Genomic DNA, 18,179 nt, shown 5'->3' with positions numbered 1-18,179 from the left:
CCGTGGCGAGGCGCCCGCCGTCCACGGAGGCGGCGGGCGGCCGCCCGGTGACCACCCGGACTTGTCCTGGACCCCGGCCCCGTCGCCCACTCCCCCAGGACCGACGGCGGGGCCGGTCAGGCCTCCTCCAGCAGTTCCAGGACGATCTGCTCGGCCCTCTCCCGGGGCGTCCGCCCGTCGACCGGGGCCACCACACCGTCGTGGTAGAGGTCGACCACACGCGGGTCGACGTAGGACGTACGTGCCACGGTCGGGGTGTTGCCGAGCAGCTCCGCGACGTTCCGCATCACCCCCGCGACCGCCCTCCTCCGGGCGGTGACCGAACGCTGCGCCCCCGCCGTCGCCAGCGCGGTGGCGGCCAGCACGGTGGCGTGCCAGGTCCGGAAGTCCTTCGCGGTCATCTCCCCGCCGCTGGCGTCGCGCAGGTACTCGTTGACCTCGTCGCTGCGCACGTCGCGCCAGTCCCGGCCGTCCCAGTAGCCGAACAGCCGGTCGGCCGCCCGCCGCCGGCGCCGCAGGTTGGTCAGCACCCGGCACAGCTCCGGGTCCTCGATCCGGCGCACCTGCTCGATGCCGCCCTTGGCGGGAAACTCGAACACCACGCAGCCGCCCCGGGACCGGGCGTGCTCCGGTCGCAGGGTCGACACCCCGAAGGTCGGGTCGTCGCCGGCCGCGTACTGGTCGCTGCCGACCCGGAACATGCCCATGTCCAGCAGCCGGGTGACCGTCGCCAGCACCCGGTCGCGGTTCAGCCCCCGGCCGGAGAGGTCCTGCCCGACCCGCTCGCGCAGCACCGGCAGCCGGCGGGCCACCTCCAGCACGTGGTCGAACTTCGCCTCGTCCCGCTTCTGCCGCCACGTCGGGTGGTAGAGGTACTGCTTGCGTCCCGCCGCGTCCACGCCGGTGGCCTGGATGTGTCCGTTCGGGTGCGGGCAGATCCACACGTCCCGCCAGGCCGGCGGGATCACCAGCTCCCGCAGGCGGCCCAGCGCGTCCGGGTCGCGGACCGGCTCGCCGGCCGGGTCGAGGAAGAGCCACCCCTTGCCGCGCCGGCGACGCCCGTACCCCGGCCTGCCCGGATCACTACGCCGCAACCGCACCGGAAACCCGCACCGCCTGTTCCGCCTCGTCCACGGCGGCCACCACCTCGTCGACACCCACGGCCGCCAACGTCGGATGCGTTCCTACCCCGTCCCACCTCGGCCAATCCCGTGCGCCGGCCCACAGCACCCGGTGCCGGCGGCGGTCCGGCGGCGGCCCCCACCGCGCCGGCGGCACCGGGCCGAAGAGCACCACGGAGGCGGTGCCGTAGCCGGTGGCCAGGTGCGCCACGCCGGTGTCCCCGCAGACCACCAGCCGGGCGTACGCGACCAGGGCCGCCAGCCCGGCCAGGCCCGTCCGGCCGGCCAGCACCGCCGTGCCGGGCAGCCCCGCGTCGTACGCGACCCGCTCGGCGAGCGCCCGCTCGTCGGCGCTGCCGGTCAGCACCACCCGGTGCCCCCGGCGGGTCAGCTCCCGGGCGAGCGCGGCGAACCGCTCCGCCGGCCAGCGCTTGGCCGGGACCTTGGTGCCGGGGTGCAGCACGGTGGCCCCGGTCGGGGCGTCCCCCGCCGGCGGCCGGCGCAGCCCGAGGTCGGCCGGGTCCGCCGCCGTCCCGTACCAGCGCAACAGCCGGCACCAGCGGTGCACCTCGTGCTCGTCGTCGGCCCAGTCGGGGCCGTCGTGGTGGCCCGCGGCGGGGTTGGCGAAGGCGAGCAGCCGGCCCGGCCGGGTGTCGGCGAGCATACGGTGGGACTCGGGGCCACGGCCGTGCAGGTTGACGGCGAGGCGGGGCCTTCGCACGGCGGGGTCGAGGCGGCCGAGGCCGTCGGTGGGCACCAGCCGGTCGACGCCGCCGACGAGGTCGACCAGCGGGGCCAGCCAGGCGGGCGCGGCGAGCGCGAGTTCCTCGTCGGGGTGGGCGGCGCGCAGGGCGCGCAGGGCGGGGACGGCGGTGGCGAGGTCGCCGACGCCGAGGGCGCGCAGGGCGAGGATCACGGGTAGGAGGTTTCCTGTTCGGCGCAGACGACCATCTCGCGGACGGCGCAGCCGGGGGGCTGGGTGAGGGCGAACATGACGGCGGCGGCGGTGTCGGCGGGGTCGTTGAGGTTGGCGTCGGGGCCGGGCCGGTACTGGGGGTCGCGGTCGTCGAAGAAGGCGGTGCGCATGCCGCCGGGGATGAGCAGGGTGACGTTGACGGTGCCGGCGAGTTCGGCGGCGAGGGCGCGGGTGAAGCCGACGACCCCGAACTTGGCCGCGCAGTAGGCGGTGGCGTCGCTGACCGCCTTCACCCCCAACGTCGAGGCGACCGTGACGATGCTGCCCCGGGAGCTCTCCAGGAACGGCAGGGCGGCCCGGACGACGGCCGCCGTGGCGAGCAGGTCCACGGTCACGACGCGGTCCCAGGTCTCGCCGGGGAGATCGGCCAGCCGGCCCGGCACGTCCACCCCCGCCGCGGTGACCACCGCGTCCAGCCCGCCGGAGCGCTCGGCGAGCTGCCGGGTGGCGGCCTCGGCGGCCCGGGTGTCGGCCAGGTCGCACTCCACCCACGGCACCCCGTCCGCCGGCGCGTGCCGGTCCAGCACCACTGGCCGGCCGCCGGCCCGGGCCACCGCCGCGACCACGGCGGCGCCCAGGCCACTCGACCCGCCGGTGACCAGCACCGTCTGCCCGACCCCGGGCGGTGTGCCGCTCACCGGGTGCCCTCCGCCGTGCTCGGCCGCTGCGCCGACGCGCCCCCGGACCCGAGGCCGGGCGGCGGACAGGTCGGCGGCACGGTGCCGGTGAGCGGCGGCGCGTCGGCCGGAGCGGCGGCGGGGCCGGCCGACCGGGCCGCGGCGATCAGCCCGGTGGTGGAACGGCCGTCCAGGTACGGCACCACCACGGTGTGCCCGCCCCAGCGACGCAGCACGTCCGCCTCCGGCAGGGCGGGCTCGCCGCCGCCGCCGGCGTAGTCGCCGCCCTTGACCCAGACGTCCGGCCGCAGCCAGGACAGCGCCGCGTGCGGGGTGGACTCGTCGAAGATCATCACCGCGTCGACGCAGCTCAGCGCCGCGAGCAACCGAGCCCGGTCGCCCTGCGGGATCACCGGCCGGTCAGGGCCCTTCAGCCCGGACACGCTCGCGTCGGAGTTGACGCAGACGACCAGGCAGTCGCCGAGTTGCCGGGCGGCCTGCAACGTCGCCACGTGCCCGGCGTGCAGCAGGTCGAAGCAGCCGCCGGTGGCGACCACCGTGCCGCCGGCCGCGCGTACCGCCGACACCACGGCGGCGACTGCGGCCACGCCGACCCGCTCCCCGCCGGGGCTGGACACCGCCGGCGGCAGCGGACGCGCCGGCGGCAGCGCCGTCGCCACTCCCCCGCCCGCCACGTACGCCGACGCCTCCGCGACCGCCTCCTGCACCGCCTCGGAGACCAGCGCGCCCCGCGCGAGGGCGAGGCTGGCGGTGGCGGCGAACCGGTCGCCGGCGCCGCAGGTGTCCCCCTCGGCGGCGGTCGGCGCGGAGACCACCAGCGGGGTCGAGCCGGCGTGGCAGAGCAGCGCGCCGTCCCCGCCCAGGGTCACCGCGACCGCGCCGGCCCGCCAGCGCTGCCGCAGCCCCTGCGCGTCCCGGGACGCGGTCGCCAGCCGGGTCGCGCCGGGCGGGGACTTGACCAGTTCCCGCACCTCGGACTCGTTCGGGGTGGCCAGGTGCACCCCCGGCACCGCCGCCGGTCCCCGCGGGTGGGGGTCCCAGACCACCGGCGCCCGGGTCTCGGCGAGGGCCGCCCGCAGCGCGGGCTGCCGGGCCACCCCCCGGCCGTAGTCGCTGACCAGCACGGCGGAGGCCCGGGCGATCACCCGCAGCACCGCGTCGGAGGGTTCACCCGGCGTGCCGGCGGCGCCGCCCCGGTCGTGGCGCAGCAGCACCCGGCCCCGGGCGCGCAGCCGGATCTTCTCCGGTGTGCCGCCGCGCAGGCCGAGGGCGTACACCTGCACCCCGGCGGCGTCGAGCAGCGAACTCAGCCGGGCCCCGCCGGCGTCGTCCGCCAACGCGGTCACCAGCACCACCTCCGTGCCCTGGGCGGCGGCGAAGACCGCCGCCAGTCCGGCGCCGCCGGGCCGGTCGACGTGGACGGTCTCGTCCAGCACCGGCACCGGCGAGTCCGGACAGAGCCGGTTCACCACCCCCTCGACGTCGCGGTCCAGCAGGGTGTCGCCGACCACCACCACGGGTCCCGTCACGCTTCCCTCCTCATCACGCGTCGACCTGCTGACCTGCCCCACCGTCGAGCACCACCTCGACCCCGGTCCGCACGGGCGCCCCCGGCCCGGCGAGCGCCGTCGGCAGCGCCTGCTCCACGTACTCGCAGAGCAGGTGGCTGGTGACGAGGTGGAGTTCCTGGACGACCTGGCTGTCGGGTGAGGGGACGGCGAGAGTGTCGTGGCAGAGGTCGGCGAGGGGGTTGGGGGCGGGCCCGGTGAGGGCCCAGCAGCGCAGGCCGGTGTCGCGGCCGGCCTGGGCGGCGGCGAGGAGGTTGGTGCTGGTGCCGCTGGTGGACAGCAGCAGGAGGATGTCGTCCGCGCGGCCGTGGGCGCGCACCTGACGGGCGAAGACCTCGTCGTAGCCGTAGTCGTTGCCGATGGCGGTGAGGGCGGAGGTCTCGGCGTGCAGGGCGATGGCGGACAGCGGTCGGCGGTCGTCACGGAGTTTGCCGACGAGTTCGGCGGTGAGGTGTTGGGCCTCGGCGGCACTGCCACCGTTGCCGGCCACCAGCAGCCGGCCGCCGTCGACCAGCCGACGCGCCAGGGTCTCCCCCCACCCGGCCAGCAGCTCCTCGTACTGCCGGAACGGCAGCAGCGCCGCGGCCAGGTTCGCGAGGTGCGCGTCGAGCGGCGTCGGGGCCGCCGCCATCAGGCCACCACCCGGGTGGGCCGGCGCACCGCCGCCACGTCGCCGTAGACCTCGACCAGCCGCTCGGCGGTGGCCGCCCACGAGTACCGCCGCCGGGCCCGTTCCCGCGCCGCTGCAGCGTACGCGAAGCGGCGGATCCGGTCGTCGAGCAGCCGCTGGATCGCGGTGCCCAGCGCGCGCGGGTCCCGGGCCGGGACGAGGTCGCCGGTGACGCCCTCGACCACGGTGTCCTTGATGCCGCCCACGGCGGTGCCCACCACGGGCACCCCGCACGCCATCGCCTCCAGCGGGGTGAGTCCGAACGGCTCGTACCAGGGGGCGGCCACCAGGACGTCCGCCGAGCGGTACCAGCGCCCCATCTCCTCCCTCGGCACCGCGCCGACCAGCTTCACCCGGTCGGCCACCCCGCAGGTGCCGGCGAGGGCGCGCAGCCGGCGGGCGTACGGGTCGGTCTCCAGCAGGCCGGCGGGCGGCCCGCCGACCACCACGCACTCGGCCCCGGGGACGTACGCCATCGCCCGGACCACCGTCTGGAAGCCCTTCCGCTCGACCAGCCGGCCGACGGTGAGGATCCGCGGCCGGCCGTCCTCCTTGTCGGCGGTCGGGCCGAGCGGGGCGAACGTGCCCAGGTTGACCCCGGACGGGACGACCGTCATCCGGGACCGGGGCACGCCCATCCGGACCAGCTCGCCCACCTCGTCCTGGCACTGCGCGATCACCCGGTCGACCGAGCGGCCCAGCTCGCGCTCGTAGCCGACGCGGCGGGCGGGGCTGGTGTCCTGCACGCCCTGGTGCCGGCGCTTCACCACGCCCAGGGCGTGGTACGTCTGCACCACCGGCACCCCGGTCTGCCGGCTGGCGGCCAGCGCGGCGAGGCCGCTCATCCAGAAGTGCGCGTGGATCACCTCGGGCATCCAGTCCCCGCCCCGCCACCGGTCGACCAGCCACCGGCTGAACTCCTTCATGTGCGGCAGCAGCGCGTCCTTGGCGACCGGCTCGGCCGGCCCCGCCGGGACGTGCACGACGTCGTAGCCGTCGGCGCTGCGTACGGTCACGGGCAGGTCCACCGCGTCGCGGCGCGTGTAGACCCGCACGTCGTGTCCGGCGGCCGCGAGCGCGGCGGAGAGCTCGGCGACATGCGTGTTCTGACCGCCGGCGTCCTCGCCGCCCAGGATGGCGAGCGGGCTGGCGTGCTCCGAGATCATCGCGATGCGCATACTTCCTCCTCCAGCAGCCGGTCCCAGTCGGCGAGGAAACGGTCGAGGCCGTAGCGCTCCCGGGCGGCGGCGCGGGCCACGGCCCCCGCCCGGCGCGCCTCCGCCGGTTCCTCGACGAACCGGCGGGCGGCGTCCAGCAGCGTGTCGACCCGGGTGGACAGGGCTCCGGCGCCGGGCGGCACCGCCGTCACCGCCTCGGTGGCGGCCAGCGCGACGACCGGCATCCCGATCGACATCGCCTCGATCAGGCTCAGCCCGAGGGAGGTCCACCGGCACAGGTGCAGGTACGCCCGCCGCCGCCCCAGTTCGGCGTGCATCCGGTGCTGGGGCACGTCGTCGTGGCTGGCCAGCCGGTCGGCCGGCAGGCCCAGGTGGTCGGCCAGCCCGGCGACCCTCATCCCGAAGACGTCCAGCGGGGCGATCTCGGCGAACCGGGGCAGCAGGTCGGTGCCGGTGACCCGCCCGCGGCGTACCGGCTCGTTGATCACCACCGCCAGCCGCTCCAGCTCGCCGGTGTACTCGGCGGTGGGCGGGACGATGCCGTGGTCGACCACGGTGGTGCGGGTGGCGCCGGTGTCCCAGAACAGCTCGTTGAATGCGGTGACGTGGGCGATGAGCAGGTCGTCCCGGTCGGCCATGGGGTGGCGGCTGTGGGGGACGTCGCCGTCCTTGGGGGTGTTGTGTTCGACGTAGACGGCGGGGATGTCCCGGCCGGGGCGGCGGCCGAGCCACTCGGTGGCGAGGTCGAGTTCCTCGGGGCGTTGGAGGACGACGAGGTCCACGTCGGCGGTGCGCAGGTCGTCGGGGGTGACCTCGACGGCCGTGTCCGGCCAGGGATAGGTGCGGGCGCGGCCGAGGCCGTAGGGGCCCCGGTCGGGCGTGACCGGCACGAGGTAGCGGTGCTTGCCGTGCACGAACGAGGTGGTCCAGGAGCCGTGCACGTGCCACAGCAGGACGTTCATCGGCCGCTCCCGCCGGTGCTGGCCGCCGCCGGCACACGGTCTCCCGCGCCGCCCCCGTCGGGCGCCGGCAAACCCGCCGGGGCCACCCCGAGCAGCCGCAGCGCGTCGAGCACCTGCCCGGCCCCGACGCCGCTGAGGCAGGGGTGCCCGGGCACGGGACACCGGGCGGCCCGGGTGTCCCGGCAGGGGGCCTCGGCGTCGCCGAGCCGTACGGTCGGCACCCGCCACGGCCCCCACTGCCCGAACGGGACGGTCGGGGCGAAGAGGCTGACCACCGGGACGCCGTGGGCGGCGGCGAGGTGGGCGGGGCCGGTGTTGCCCACCACCACCGCGCCGGCCCGGGCGACGGTGGCGGCCAGCTCGGCGAGCCCGGTCCGCCCGCCGAGGTCGACGGCGTCGTCGCCGGCCACCTGGGCGGTCAGCTCGCGCTCGCCGGGGCCGCCGGTGACCACCACCCGGTAGCCGGCGCCGGTCAGGGTGCGGACGATCCGGGCGGCCAGCTCCGGCGGGCAGCCCCGGGCCTGCGCCGCCGAGCCGGGGTGCAGCACCACGTAGCCCGGCTCGCCGGCCTCGGGCGGGGGCTCCGGCGCCGGGCGCAGGCGCAGGGCCGGTTCGTCGTGGTGGGCGAGGGTGTAGCCGGCGGCGGCGGCGAGGGAGAGGGCGCGCTCGGGTTCGGGTACGCCGGCCGGCACGCGGTGGCGCACGTCGAGCAGGGCGCCGGGGTAGTCGTCGCTGATCGCGCTGATCCGGCCGACCCCGGCCAGCCGGAGCAGCAGGGCCAGGGGCAGGGCGGACTGGTGGAAGCTGGTGAAGATGACCGCCTCGTCGGCGCCGACGGCGGCCAGCCGATCCGTCAACGTCGCCAGGTCGGCCGGGTCGACCGGCTCCGGGGTGGGATCGATCCAGGGCAGCGGGTGTTCGACGATCTCGTCGACGCCGGGCAGCAGTTCCGCGGCGGCCCGCCCCCGGGGCCCGCACAGCATCACCACCCGGCCGGCGGTGGCGGCGACGGCGCGGATGCCGGGACCGGTGACCAGTACGTCCCCCGCGGAGTCCGACCGCACCACCAGCACCGTCCCGCCCCGCTCCCGCCGGCCGACCGGCGGAACGGTGCCGGTCCCGGTCCACCGGGCAGGTCGGGTGCCGGCCCGGCCGGGGATGGCCGGGTCGAGGGCCGGCTGGCGGTAGGTGGCCGGGTCGAGGGCCGCCTGGCGGCGCAGGATCTCCGCCACCGCCGCCGGCAGGTCCGCCGCGACCTGCGGGGCGGCAGCCACCTCCTGGGGGCGGGTCACCGGCGTGGGCACGAGGATGCCCGCCGCACCCGCCGCCAACGCCGCCGTCATGTCCCGGCCGATGTCACCCACCAGCACACAGCGCGACGGCACCGTGCCCAGCTCCCGGGCCGCGGCGTGCACCAGCCCCGGCGCCGGCTTGCGGCACCCGCACCCGTCACCGTCGTCGTGCGGGCACACCAACCACGCGTCGAACCGTCCCAGCAGTTCCTCGACCCGGGCGTGCACCGCCCGCATCTGCGCCTCGCCGAAGCAGCCCCGTGCCAGGCCCGACTGGTTCGTCACCACCGCCAGCTTCAGGCCGGCGGCCCGCAACCGGTCCAGCGCCGCCCGCGCCCCCGGCATCGGCCGCACCTTCTCCGGGTCACCGTTGTACGGCACGTCCTCCACCAACGTGCCGTCCCGGTCCAGCAGCACCGCGTCGAACAGGACGGGCCCGGACGCGGCCCGGTCAGCGCCGGCACAAACCCGGGCTGACCTGCGCTGATCCGGCTCCACCTGGTCCTGTCGCACAGCCGGCGGGTTCCCGGCGCCCCGGGGAGTAAACGTCATCTTCAACGCGCCGCCGCGTCGCCCACGCCGGCGGCGTCGACACGCCGGCCCGGGGTGGCGTTACCCGTCGCCCCGGAGAAGCTAACCCGCGGGCGCTGTTAGGCCGGGCCGCGTCAGGGTATGGGGACGCAGTGGCGATTGTGGAGAAAGTGATCGAAGCTCGTCCAGAGCAGGTCTGGGCGGTGCTGGCCGACGGGTGGACCTACAGCGACTGGGTCGTCGGCACGGCGCACGTCCGGGACGTGGACGACGCCTGGCCCCGGGTGGGCAGCCAACTGCACCACAAGGCCGGGCCCTGGCCGCTCTCCCTCCAGGACTCCTCGACGGTGCTCGCCTGCGAGCCGCCGCGCCGGCTCGTGATCCGCGCCGGGCTCTGGCCGGCGGGTGAGGCGAAAGTGGTCTTCACCCTCGAACCGGTCGGCGACGGCGCGACCCGGGTGCGCATCGGCGAGGACTTCGCCGCCGGCCCGCTGCGCTGGGTACGCAACAAGATCAACGACCTCGTGCTGCACCAGCGCAACAGGGAGACGCTGACCCGGCTGACGGACATCGCCAAGCGGCAGAAGGCGGACGGATGACGCAGACCGTGGTGGTGACCGGGGCGAGTGCCGGCGTGGGACGGGCCGTCGCCCGCCGGTACGCCGAGCGCGGCGCGCGGCTCGCGCTGCTCGCCCGCGGCGAGGCCGGCCTGGCCGCCGCCGAGCGGGACTGCCGGGAACTGGGCGCCTCCGAGGTGCACGCCTACCGGGTCGACGTGGCCGACGCCGGCGCGGTGCAGCGGGCCGCCGACGACGTGGCGCACCGGTTCGGCGGGATCGACGTGTGGGTGAACAACGCGATGGTCTCGGTCTTCGCCCCGGCCTGGGAGATCCCCGCCCCGGAGTTCCGCCGGGTCACCGAGGTCAACTACCTCGGCACCGTGCACGGCACCCTCGCGGCGCTGCGCCACATGCGGGCGCGCGGACGGGGCGCGATCGTGCAGGTCGGCTCGGCGCTGGCCTACCGGGGGATCCCGCTGCAGTCGGCGTACTGCGCGAGCAAGCACGCCATCCAGGGCTTCAACGACTCGCTGCGGGCGGAGCTGCTGCACGACTGCCCGGGCGTGAGCCTGTCGATGGTGCAGCTCCCGGCGCTCAACACCCCGCAGTTCTCGTGGGTGCGCACGCGGCTGCCCCGGCATCCGCAGCCGGTGCCCCCGATCTTCGCGCCCGAGGTGGCCGCGAAGGCGATCGTCTGGGCGGCCGACCACGGGCCGCGCGAGCTGAACGTGGGCGGGCCGACCTGGCGGGCCCGGCTCGGCGACATCCTGGCGCCCGGCCTGCTCGACCGGAAGCTCGCCCGTGACGGCTATGACAGCCAGCAGACCGGGACGCCCGTCGACCCGGCGACCTGGCGGGACAACCTGGACCGCCCCGGCGACGACGAGCGGGACCGCGGCGTGGAGGGAGTCTTCACGGACCGGGCCCGCACCCGCTCGGCCGCCCTCTGGGTCGGTACGCACAAGCCGGCCGTCTCCGTCTCCGTCGCCCTCGCCGGCCTGGCCCTGTCCGTCACCGCCCTCAGCCGCCGCCTCCGCTGATCCACGGACCACCGCTCAGGCCCGTCCTCGCCCCCACCAGGGGCGGATGACCGGCGGAACGGGGTGCCTTTTCGACCCGGATGTGGCAACTGGCTACGCTCTCAGGGAGTCCTGTCCGCCGACCGAGGATGTCCGACATGATCGAACCCGTGCAGTTGCCCGCGCCCTGGCGGGACGCACGCCTGACCGTCGTGGTTCCCACCTACAACGAGGCGGGCAACCTCCCGGTGCTGGTCGAGCGGCTCCTGGCCCTGCCGCTGCCGGGCCTGAAGATCCTCGTCGCCGACGACAACTCCCCCGACGGCACGGGCGAGGTGGCGGACAAGCTGGCCATCGAGCACCCCGACCGGATCGAGGTCGTGCACCGCGCCGGCAAGGAGGGCCTCGGCCGGGCGTACGTGGACGGGATCGGGCGCGCGCTGGACGGCGGCGCGGAGTACGTGGCACAGATGGACGCCGACCTGTCGCACCCGCCGGAGGCGCTGCCGGGCATGCTCGGCGCGCTGCTCTCCACCCAGGCGGGCGTGGTCATCGGCTCCCGGTACGTGCCGGGCGGCGAACTCGACGAGAACTGGCCGTTCTACCGGCGGGCGCTCAGCGGCTGGGCCAACCTCTACGTGCACACCCTGCTGCGGGTCCGGATCCGCGACCTCACCGCCGGCTTCAAGATCTGGCGGGCGGACGCGCTGCGCGACATCGGCCTGGAGCGCGTGCAGTCCAACGGCTACAGCTTCCAGGTGGAGATGCACTACCTGGCCACCAAGCTGGGGCACACCATCCTGGAGGTGCCGATCCGCTTCGAGGAGCGGCGCGACGGCGCGTCCAAGATGACCACCGCCACCAAGATCGAGAGCGCGCTGATGCCGTTCAAGCTGCGCACCAAGCACCGCAACGTCGAACGCTGAGGCGCGCCGCCCCGGCGCGGTGCGGTGCGGTGCGGTGCGGTGCGGTGCGTCAGCCGATCCACCCCGCCGCGCGCCGTCCACTCGCCCATCGCCGTCACGGATTGTCACGTCACGCTCCGTGACAGCCGATCCCGAGCCGCCGGAGTGCCGGTTTGGCGCTTTGCTCTGCACCCACCCACGCACCACCGCCTTGACCTGCCCTGATTCGACGGCGGTCCGGGAAGCACCGGCCGCACGTCGTTACCGACGGTTGCCGGTGCGTATCCGGGTGCAGAGCAAAGGCGAATCGGAGGTGGTCCGGCGGGCGCACGGGCCGTCACTCTCGGTAGGACCGAGCGCGCGAAACCGCCGCGCTACCGCCAGGCCCGCGGGTGCGGCCAGGAACCTCGGGTGCGGCCAGGAGTCCCGAGTGCGGTCGGCGACGCCGGACGCGCGTGGGTGGTGCGGTCGGGTCAGCGGTAGATCGCGCGGTGCGCCGCGTCGATCGTGGCGGCGTACACCGGACCGGTGAGTGCGCGGTCGCGGGCCAGGGCGGCACGGGCGGCGTTCGCGCCGGGGGCGCCGTGCACCCCGCCGCCCGGATGCGCCGACGCACTCGCCAGGAACAACCGGTCCACCGGCGTGTCCGCGCGGCCGAGGCCGGGGATCGGGCGCAGGAAGAGCTGCTGGTACGCGGCGGCGGTGCCGCCGCCGACCGCCCCGCCGACCAGGTTCGGGTCGCCTGCCTCCAGGTCGGCCGGCCCGGCCACGTGCCGTCCCACGATCAGGCTGCGGAAACCGGGCGCGGCCTCCTCCAGCACCCGCTCCATCCGGTCGACGTGGTCGGTTATCTCCTCGGCCCGCCAGTGCCGGCGGAACGGCAGATGGGTGTACGACCAGAGCGACTCGGTGCCCGGCGGCGAGTGGCTGGGGTCGGCCACCGACATCTGCCCGACCAGCAGGAACGGGTCACGCGGGACCTCCGAGCGGGCCAGTGCGGCCGCGTAGCCGGTCAGCCCGTTCAGGTCCGCCCCGAGGTGCACGGTGCCGGCGGTGGCCACCGCGCGGTTGGTCCACGGCACGGGCGCGGACAGTGCCCAGTCCACCTTCAGCGTCGAGCCGTCCCACCGGAAGTGCGCCAGGTCCTCCACCAGCCGGGGCGGCAGCGCCGCCGCACCGACCAGGTCCAGGTAGAGCGCGGGGGCGGGAACGTCGGCCAGCACGGCCCGGCGGGCCCGCCACAGGGCACCACCGGCGGTGCGCACGCCCATCGCCCGGCCCCGGGCGGTCAGCACCCGGTCGACCCGGGCGCCGTAGAGGATGCGGCCGCCGTGCGCGGTCAGCCGGGCCACCAGCGCATCGGTGATCTTCTGCGCGCCGCCTTCGGGCACCGGCCAGCCGACCTGCTGGCCGAGCATGGCGAGCAGCCAGCCGTACACGCCCGAGCCGGCCTCCTCCGGCGACAGGTCGGTGTGCAGGGCACAACCGGCCAGCAGCGCGGGGCCCCCCTCCCCGTCGAAGAGCTCGTCACCGAGCTTGCGGACCGGCACCACCAGCCGCCGGGCCAGCCGCAGCGCGCCGGAGACCCGCAGCCGGCGCAGCAGGGCCAGGCCGCCGCGCACCGGCGGGAACGGCCTGGTGATGGTGTCCAGCATCGGCTCGGCGACCTGCCGCCAGTCGTCGTACGCATGCAGCCAGCGCTTGCCGTCGCCGGGCGCGAACGCCTCGAGCGAGGCCGCGGTGGCCTCCGGGTCGCGGTTGAGCACGGCCGCCCGACCGTCGGGCAGCAGGTGCGCCAGCACGTCCGGCGAGTGCCGCCAGCGCAGGCCGTACCGGTCGAGCCCCAACCCGCGCAGCACCGGCGAGGCGTAGCCGAGGGGGTAGAAGGAGCTGTAGAGGTCGCTGAGGTAGCCGGGGGCGGTCACCTCCGCGGAGCGCACCGCCCCGCCGGGCGCGGCGGTGGCCTCCAGCACCAGGACGTCCCAGCCGGCGTCCGCCAGCAGGTTGGCGGCGACCAGACCGTTGTGACCGGCCCCGACGACGACGGCGTCCGCGCTCTCCACGCCGGGCGAACTCATCCGGTCCGCCTACCCTGCCGGCAACCGGGCGAAACGCGTTTGCCGCGTCGGGGCACGGGGATCCACCGCCGCATGTACACGGTTGCGCAGCTCATAGGTGGAGTGTGGGGCGCGGGCGGCGAGGGGGGCGAGCTGGTCGTACGCGATCCGGCCGACGGATCCCCGGTCAGCTCCGTGCCGGTGGCGACGGCGGACGAGGTCGGCAAGGCGGTGGAGGCGGCACGCGGCGTCGCGGCGGAGTGGGCGGGGACCGCCCCCGCCGAACGCGTGGCGGCCCTGCACCGGGCGGCGGACGCGGTGGCGGCGGTCGCCGACGAGCTGGCCCGCGCGACGACGGCCGAGATGGGCAAGCCCCTCGCGGACGCGCGGGGCGGCGTGGAGGCGGGCATCGGCACGCTGCGACAGTACGCGGAGCTCGCCCCGCTGCGCGGCGGGCGGACCCTGCACGGCGGCATGCACGCCCTCGACTTCATGGTGCCGCAGCCGCGCGGGGTGGTCGCCGCGATCACCCCGTGGAACGACCCGGTGGCGGTCTCGTGCGGGCTGCTCGGCGCCGCCCTGGTCACCGGCAACGTGGTGCTCTACAAGCCGAGCGAGCGCACCCCGGCGACCGGCTGGCTGCTGGCGAAGGCGCTGGACTCCGCGCTGCCGCCCGGGGTGCTGTCGCTGCTGACCGGCGGCCCGGAGGTCGGGGCGGCGCTGGCCGCGCAGGAGGTCGACGTGGTCGCGCACGTCGGCTCCACCGCCACCGGGCGCGCCGTCGCGGCGGCGGCGGCGCGGACCGGCGCCAAGGTGGTGTTGGAGAACGGCGGCAGCGACCCGCTGGTCGTGGACGGCGACGTCGACCCGGTGTGGGCGGCCGGGCAGGCGGCGACGGGCGCGTTCGCCAACGCGGGGCAGATCTGCGTGGCGGTGGAGCGGATCTACGCGCACCGGGACGTCGCCGAGGACCTCACGGGGTCCCTCGTGGAGCGGGCGGAGCGGCTGCGGGTCGGCCCGGGCGCGGACCCGGCGACGGAGCTGGGGCCGCTGGTGGACCGGCGGCACCGCGACCACGTGCACGGGCAGGTGACCGCGGCGGTGGCGGAGGGGGCCCGGATCCGCACCGGCGGGACGCTGCCCGAGGGCCCGGGGGCGTTCTACCCGGCGACGGTGGTCACCGACTGCCGGCACGACATGACGCTGGTACGCGAGGAGACGTTCGGGCCGGTCGCCGCGATCGTCGTGGTCGACTCGTTCTCCGAGGCGCTGCGGTGCGCCGCCGACTCCCCGTACGGGCTGTCCGCCACGGTGCTGACCGGGTCGATGAGCCACGCCCAGCGCGCCTGGCGGGAGTTGCCGGTGGGCACCGTGAAGATCAACGCGGTGTTCGGCGGGGCGCCGGGCGGTGCCGCGCATCCGCGCCGGGGCAGCGGCCACGGCTTCGGGTACGGCCCGGAGCTGCTGGACGAGTTCACCGCCACGAAGGCGGTGCACATCGAGGCGCCCGGCGGCGGCCACTGGTGAGTACGCGCACGCAGGGGCTGCCCGGGGTCGGGCAGCCCCTGCGTCGTACGCCACGGTGGCCTCAGCGGCCGCGGGCCTTCGCGGTCTGCCGGTTGTTCGCCTTCTCGATGGCCTTGACCAGTTCGGGCTTGGTCATGCTCGACCGGCCGGGGACGTCCAGCTTGCGGGCCACCTTCATCAGGTGGTCCTTGGTGGCGTTGGCGTCCACCCCGCCGGCGGTGGGCGCCCGGCGCTCCGGTCCGCCGCCGGCCGCCTGGCGGTCGCTCGGGCCCTTGCGGCCCTTGGGCTCCCAGTGGTCGCCCACCTTCTCGTACCGGTGCTTCACCGCGGCGAAGGCGGTGCGGTGCGCCCGCTCCCCCTCGCCGTACGTCTCCACGGCCGAGTCGTGCGTCTTCTCCCAGGTGCGCTGCGCCTTCTCCGGGGAGCGTCGCAGCGTGCTGGGCAGTACCTCGCGCCCGGGCATCTCGTCCTCCTCCGCGTCGATGGGTTCTGGTTTGACCGTTCCCCCACCGCCGGTCGGCAAACCGGGCGGCCGGGTTTGTCGTTTTCCGGCCGGGGGTACCGGCGGGGCCAGGCTGAGCCGGAGGCACCCGGGCGTCCGGCGGCCGGGGCACAGGGAGCGGGCCATGACGACGACGGAGCCCGGCACGGCGCGCACCGGGGAGCAGCGGCCACGGATCCCCCGCAGGGTGCGGCAGTTGAGCTGGCGGACCTGGCGCGGGGTGCTGGTGCGCAGCGCGCGGAACTTCGTCAAGGACAACTGCGCGGACTGGGCCGCCGCGCTGACCTACTACGGCGTGCTCGCGCTGTTCCCGTCCACCATCGTGGTGGTCGCCCTGGTCGGGCTGGTGTCCAACGGCGAGCAGACCGTGGACACCGTGCTCGACCTGGCCCGGGACATGGGCGCCGGCTCGGTGGTGGCCAACGAGGGCTTCGTCTCGGTGGTCCGGGGCGTGGTCGACCAGAACGACTCGGCCAGCGTGCTGCTGAGCTTCGGTCTGCTCGGCGCGCTCTGGTCGGCGTCCGGCTTCATCGGGGCGTTCACCCGGGCCTCCAACGCCGTCTACGGCGTGGCGGAGGGGCGGCCGGTGTGGAAGCTGCGGCCCATGCAGATCGGGCTCGCGGCGGTCTCGCTGGTGCTGCTCGCCGTCGTCGCCACCGGCCTGATCGTCAGCGGCCCGGTCACCGACGCCGTGGGCGACCTGCTGAACGCCGGCGGGCTGGCGCGCACCGCCTGGAGCGTCGCCAAGTGGCCGGTGCTGGCCATGGTCATGATGGTGCTGCTGAGCCTGCTGTTCTGGATCGCGCCGAACGTCCGGCAGCCGCGGTTCCACTGGCTCACCCCGGGCGGGGCGGTCGCCCTGGTGTCCTGGGTCGTCGCCTCCTTCGGCTTCGGCCTCTACGTGGCCAACTTCGGCTCGTACGACGCCACCTACGGCAGCCTCGGTGCCGTGATCGCGTTCCTGGTCTGGCTCTACCTGTCCAACTCGGCGCTGATGCTCGGCGTGCAGATCAACGCCGAGTTGCAGCGGGGTCGCGTGCTCCAGGCCGGCGAGCCGGACCCGGACGAGCCGGTCCTGCCCCCGAAGACGCCCGCCGACGCGTGACCGCCGCCGGTTTACCGCCGGTGCCACCGGGTAGCGCAGAAGGCATGGAACGTGGCAGCAGCAAGCACGGACCGAGGGTCGACGAGCAGATGAGCCGGGAGGTCAGCGGCCTCGTGCAGGGGCCGGGGACCGGCGGCTCGCGGGTCGACGAGTCCCGTGTGCCGGAGCCGGCCGGTGAGGACCAGCCGGAGCCGACGACGGCCCCGGCCGGCGAGTTGCGTACGGGCGCACCCAAGGGGATGAGTTCCCAGGACGTCGAACGGCGCAGCCGGCTCGGACGGTTCATCACGATGGCTGCCCTGCCGGGCGACCGGGAGGCGCTGATCGCCAACGCGCGGGACAACGACGCGCCGGCGGACATCCTCGCGGAACTGGAGCGGCTGCCCGAAGGCACCCGTTACCAGACGGTCTCCGAGGTGTGGGCGGCGCTCGGCCACAAGAACGAGACGACCCGCTGGTGACCGGATCCCCGCACGATCCGGCCCGACACCGGCGGACGAAGGAGGATGCCTGATGAGTGGCGTTACCGAACACGTGGACGTCTCCGTCCCGGTGCGCACCGCGTACGACCAGTGGACCCAGTTCGAGGAGTTCCCCCACTTCATGGAGGGGGTGCAGGAGGTCCGGCAACTGTCGGACACGATGACCCACTGGACCGTCGAGATCGCCGGGGTGAAGCGCGAGTTCGACGCCGAGATCACCGAGCAGCTCCCGGACGAACGGGTCGCCTGGCGCTCGACCGACGGCACGAAGCAGGCCGGAGTGGTGACCTTCCACCGGCTGGACCCGGACACCACCCGGGTCACCCTGCAGCTCGAGTTCGAGCCGCACGGCGTGGTCGAGCAGGCCGGCGACAAGCTGGGCATCGTCGACCGGCGCGCCAAGGGCGACCTCGATCGGTTCAAGCAGTTCATCGAGCGGCGCGGTCAGGAGACCGGCGCCTGGCGCGGCAGGGTCGACCGGCCGCAGCCCTGATCCCCCGCCCCCGGGCAACGAACTCCGATGGCCGCCGACTCCCCCGGCGGCCATCGCCGTTTGCGGGGAGCGGGCCCGGGTACCGCGATGGGTATGACGGACGAGAACACGGTGTGGCGCGACGAGGAACGGATTCCCCTACAGGAACTGGACAAGGCCGTCGCGCGGTCGACCCTGGACGGCCAGGCCGACGACGCGACGGGCAACGACGCCGGCGAGGAGGCCGCGTTCGGGCACGGGCCGGAGGCGGTGGACCGCGGCGGGCAGGCCGCCGGGGCGGGCCGCGAGCCGACCGACCCGCAGCGCGCCTACCGCCCCTCCACGACCGGACGGACCGGCCCCGACACGATGTGAGCCGCGACCGGCGCGGGCGAGCGAGCCGCCGCCTGCGCCGGCCGCAGCTCAGCGGGCCGCCGGCACCGGCCGGTCAGCGTCTCCGGCTGGGCGGGCGCCGTCCCGTTCAGTGGGTCGCCGGCACCGGCCGGTCGGCGCCACCGGCCCGGTGGCGGTCGCGCTGCCGGCGCGTTCCCGCCGCGTGCAGCGCGATCAGCGCAAGCGCGAGCACGTCCCGCGCCGGCCCGAGCAGCTCGACC

At 75.8% G+C, this 18,179-nt stretch carries 18 protein-coding genes; 8 read left to right on the top strand and 10 right to left on the bottom strand.

Annotated elements, in window-relative coordinates:
- Nucleotides 1–116: 116 nt before the first annotated feature.
- Genes AB0L34_RS17090 through AB0L34_RS17055 form a run of 8 tightly spaced genes read right to left on the bottom strand, consistent with a single transcriptional unit; the run spans nt 117 to nt 8,918 of the window.
- Complete coding sequence (locus tag AB0L34_RS17090) at nt 117–1,100, bottom strand: DNA topoisomerase IB (protein ID WP_363705402.1); 984 nt, start codon at nt 1,098–1,100, stop codon at nt 117–119.
- Nucleotides 1,084–2,037, bottom strand: coding sequence for a glycosyltransferase family 9 protein (locus AB0L34_RS17085; RefSeq protein WP_363705401.1), 954 nt, complete (start codon nt 2,035–2,037; stop codon nt 1,084–1,086). Before AB0L34_RS17085 ends, AB0L34_RS17090 begins: the two co-directional genes overlap by 17 nt.
- Nucleotides 2,034–2,735 carry an SDR family oxidoreductase gene (locus AB0L34_RS17080; RefSeq protein ID WP_357452142.1) on the bottom strand — a complete coding sequence of 234 codons (702 nt, stop codon included), beginning with the start codon at nt 2,733–2,735 and terminating at the stop codon, nt 2,034–2,036. The genes AB0L34_RS17085 and AB0L34_RS17080 overlap by 4 nt, the downstream gene beginning before the upstream one ends.
- Nucleotides 2,732–4,264, bottom strand: a complete 1,533-nt coding sequence (locus AB0L34_RS17075; protein WP_363705400.1) for a PfkB family carbohydrate kinase — start codon at nt 4,262–4,264, stop codon at nt 2,732–2,734. The genes AB0L34_RS17080 and AB0L34_RS17075 overlap by 4 nt, the downstream gene beginning before the upstream one ends.
- 13 nt (nt 4,265–4,277) lie before the next feature.
- On the bottom strand, nt 4,278–4,934 hold the full coding sequence (locus AB0L34_RS17070; RefSeq protein ID WP_350706306.1) for an SIS domain-containing protein: 657 nt from the start codon (nt 4,932–4,934) through the stop codon (nt 4,278–4,280).
- Complete coding sequence (locus tag AB0L34_RS17065) at nt 4,934–6,151, bottom strand: glycosyltransferase (protein WP_363705399.1); 1,218 nt, start codon at nt 6,149–6,151, stop codon at nt 4,934–4,936. Before AB0L34_RS17065 ends, AB0L34_RS17070 begins: the two co-directional genes overlap by 1 nt.
- Nucleotides 6,136–7,113, bottom strand: coding sequence for a glycosyltransferase (locus tag AB0L34_RS17060; protein ID WP_363705398.1), 978 nt, complete (start codon nt 7,111–7,113; stop codon nt 6,136–6,138). Before AB0L34_RS17060 ends, AB0L34_RS17065 begins: the two co-directional genes overlap by 16 nt.
- Nucleotides 7,110–8,918 carry an HAD-IIIA family hydrolase gene (locus tag AB0L34_RS17055; RefSeq protein WP_363705397.1) on the bottom strand — a complete coding sequence of 603 codons (1,809 nt, stop codon included), beginning with the start codon at nt 8,916–8,918 and terminating at the stop codon, nt 7,110–7,112. The genes AB0L34_RS17060 and AB0L34_RS17055 overlap by 4 nt, the downstream gene beginning before the upstream one ends.
- 188 nt (nt 8,919–9,106) lie before the next feature.
- Here AB0L34_RS17055 and AB0L34_RS17050 point away from each other — a divergent pair, with 188 nt between their 5' ends.
- The 3 genes from AB0L34_RS17050 to AB0L34_RS17040 all read left to right on the top strand — a co-directional run bounded on the left by AB0L34_RS17050 (nt 9,107) and on the right by AB0L34_RS17040 (nt 11,441).
- Nucleotides 9,107–9,535: an SRPBCC family protein gene (locus AB0L34_RS17050; RefSeq protein WP_363705396.1), complete on the top strand. Its 429-nt coding sequence runs from the start codon at nt 9,107–9,109 to the stop codon at nt 9,533–9,535.
- Nucleotides 9,532–10,536, top strand: coding sequence for an SDR family oxidoreductase (locus tag AB0L34_RS17045; RefSeq protein WP_363705395.1), 1,005 nt, complete (start codon nt 9,532–9,534; stop codon nt 10,534–10,536). Before AB0L34_RS17050 ends, AB0L34_RS17045 begins: the two co-directional genes overlap by 4 nt.
- Nucleotides 10,537–10,673: 137 nt before the next feature.
- Entirely contained in the window at nt 10,674–11,441 is a 768-nt protein-coding gene (locus tag AB0L34_RS17040) for a polyprenol monophosphomannose synthase (protein WP_357452125.1), read from the top strand.
- Between the two features lie 452 nt (nt 11,442–11,893).
- On the opposite strand, the gene AB0L34_RS17035 is transcribed toward AB0L34_RS17040, so the two are convergent.
- The gene (locus AB0L34_RS17035) at nt 11,894–13,498 is read right to left on the bottom strand and encodes an NAD(P)/FAD-dependent oxidoreductase (RefSeq protein ID WP_363705394.1); all 1,605 of its coding nucleotides are present in this window, start codon (nt 13,496–13,498) and stop codon (nt 11,894–11,896) included.
- A gap of 72 nt (nt 13,499–13,570) precedes the next feature.
- Between AB0L34_RS17035 and AB0L34_RS17030 the strand changes: the two genes are divergently transcribed.
- Nucleotides 13,571–15,004, top strand: a complete 1,434-nt coding sequence (locus AB0L34_RS17030; protein ID WP_363705393.1) for an aldehyde dehydrogenase family protein — start codon at nt 13,571–13,573, stop codon at nt 15,002–15,004.
- 61 nt (nt 15,005–15,065) lie between these two features.
- Here AB0L34_RS17030 and AB0L34_RS17025 read toward each other — a convergent pair whose 3' ends face one another.
- Nucleotides 15,066–15,467: a ChaB family protein gene (locus AB0L34_RS17025; protein ID WP_350706322.1), complete on the bottom strand. Its 402-nt coding sequence runs from the start codon at nt 15,465–15,467 to the stop codon at nt 15,066–15,068.
- 163 nt (nt 15,468–15,630) lie between these two features.
- On the opposite strand from AB0L34_RS17025, the gene AB0L34_RS17020 reads away from it, so the two are divergent.
- From AB0L34_RS17020 to AB0L34_RS17005, 4 genes are all read left to right on the top strand, one after another.
- Complete coding sequence (locus AB0L34_RS17020) at nt 15,631–16,611, top strand: YihY/virulence factor BrkB family protein (RefSeq protein ID WP_363705392.1); 981 nt, start codon at nt 15,631–15,633, stop codon at nt 16,609–16,611.
- 44 nt (nt 16,612–16,655) lie between these two features.
- Nucleotides 16,656–17,072: a DUF2795 domain-containing protein gene (locus AB0L34_RS17015; RefSeq protein ID WP_357452113.1), complete on the top strand. Its 417-nt coding sequence runs from the start codon at nt 16,656–16,658 to the stop codon at nt 17,070–17,072.
- A gap of 52 nt (nt 17,073–17,124) precedes the next feature.
- On the top strand, nt 17,125–17,586 hold the full coding sequence (locus tag AB0L34_RS17010; protein ID WP_357452110.1) for an SRPBCC family protein: 462 nt from the start codon (nt 17,125–17,127) through the stop codon (nt 17,584–17,586).
- Nucleotides 17,587–17,679: 93 nt separating this feature from the next.
- On the top strand, nt 17,680–17,940 hold the full coding sequence (locus AB0L34_RS17005) for a hypothetical protein (protein ID WP_363705391.1): 261 nt from the start codon (nt 17,680–17,682) through the stop codon (nt 17,938–17,940).
- The last annotated feature ends 239 nt before the right edge of the window (nt 17,941–18,179 follow it).

Source organism: Micromonospora sp. NPDC052213, assembly GCF_040679695.1.
Classification (GTDB): domain Bacteria; phylum Actinomycetota; class Actinomycetes; order Mycobacteriales; family Micromonosporaceae; genus Micromonospora.
This window is presented reverse-complemented; position numbering and strand designations above follow the sequence as displayed.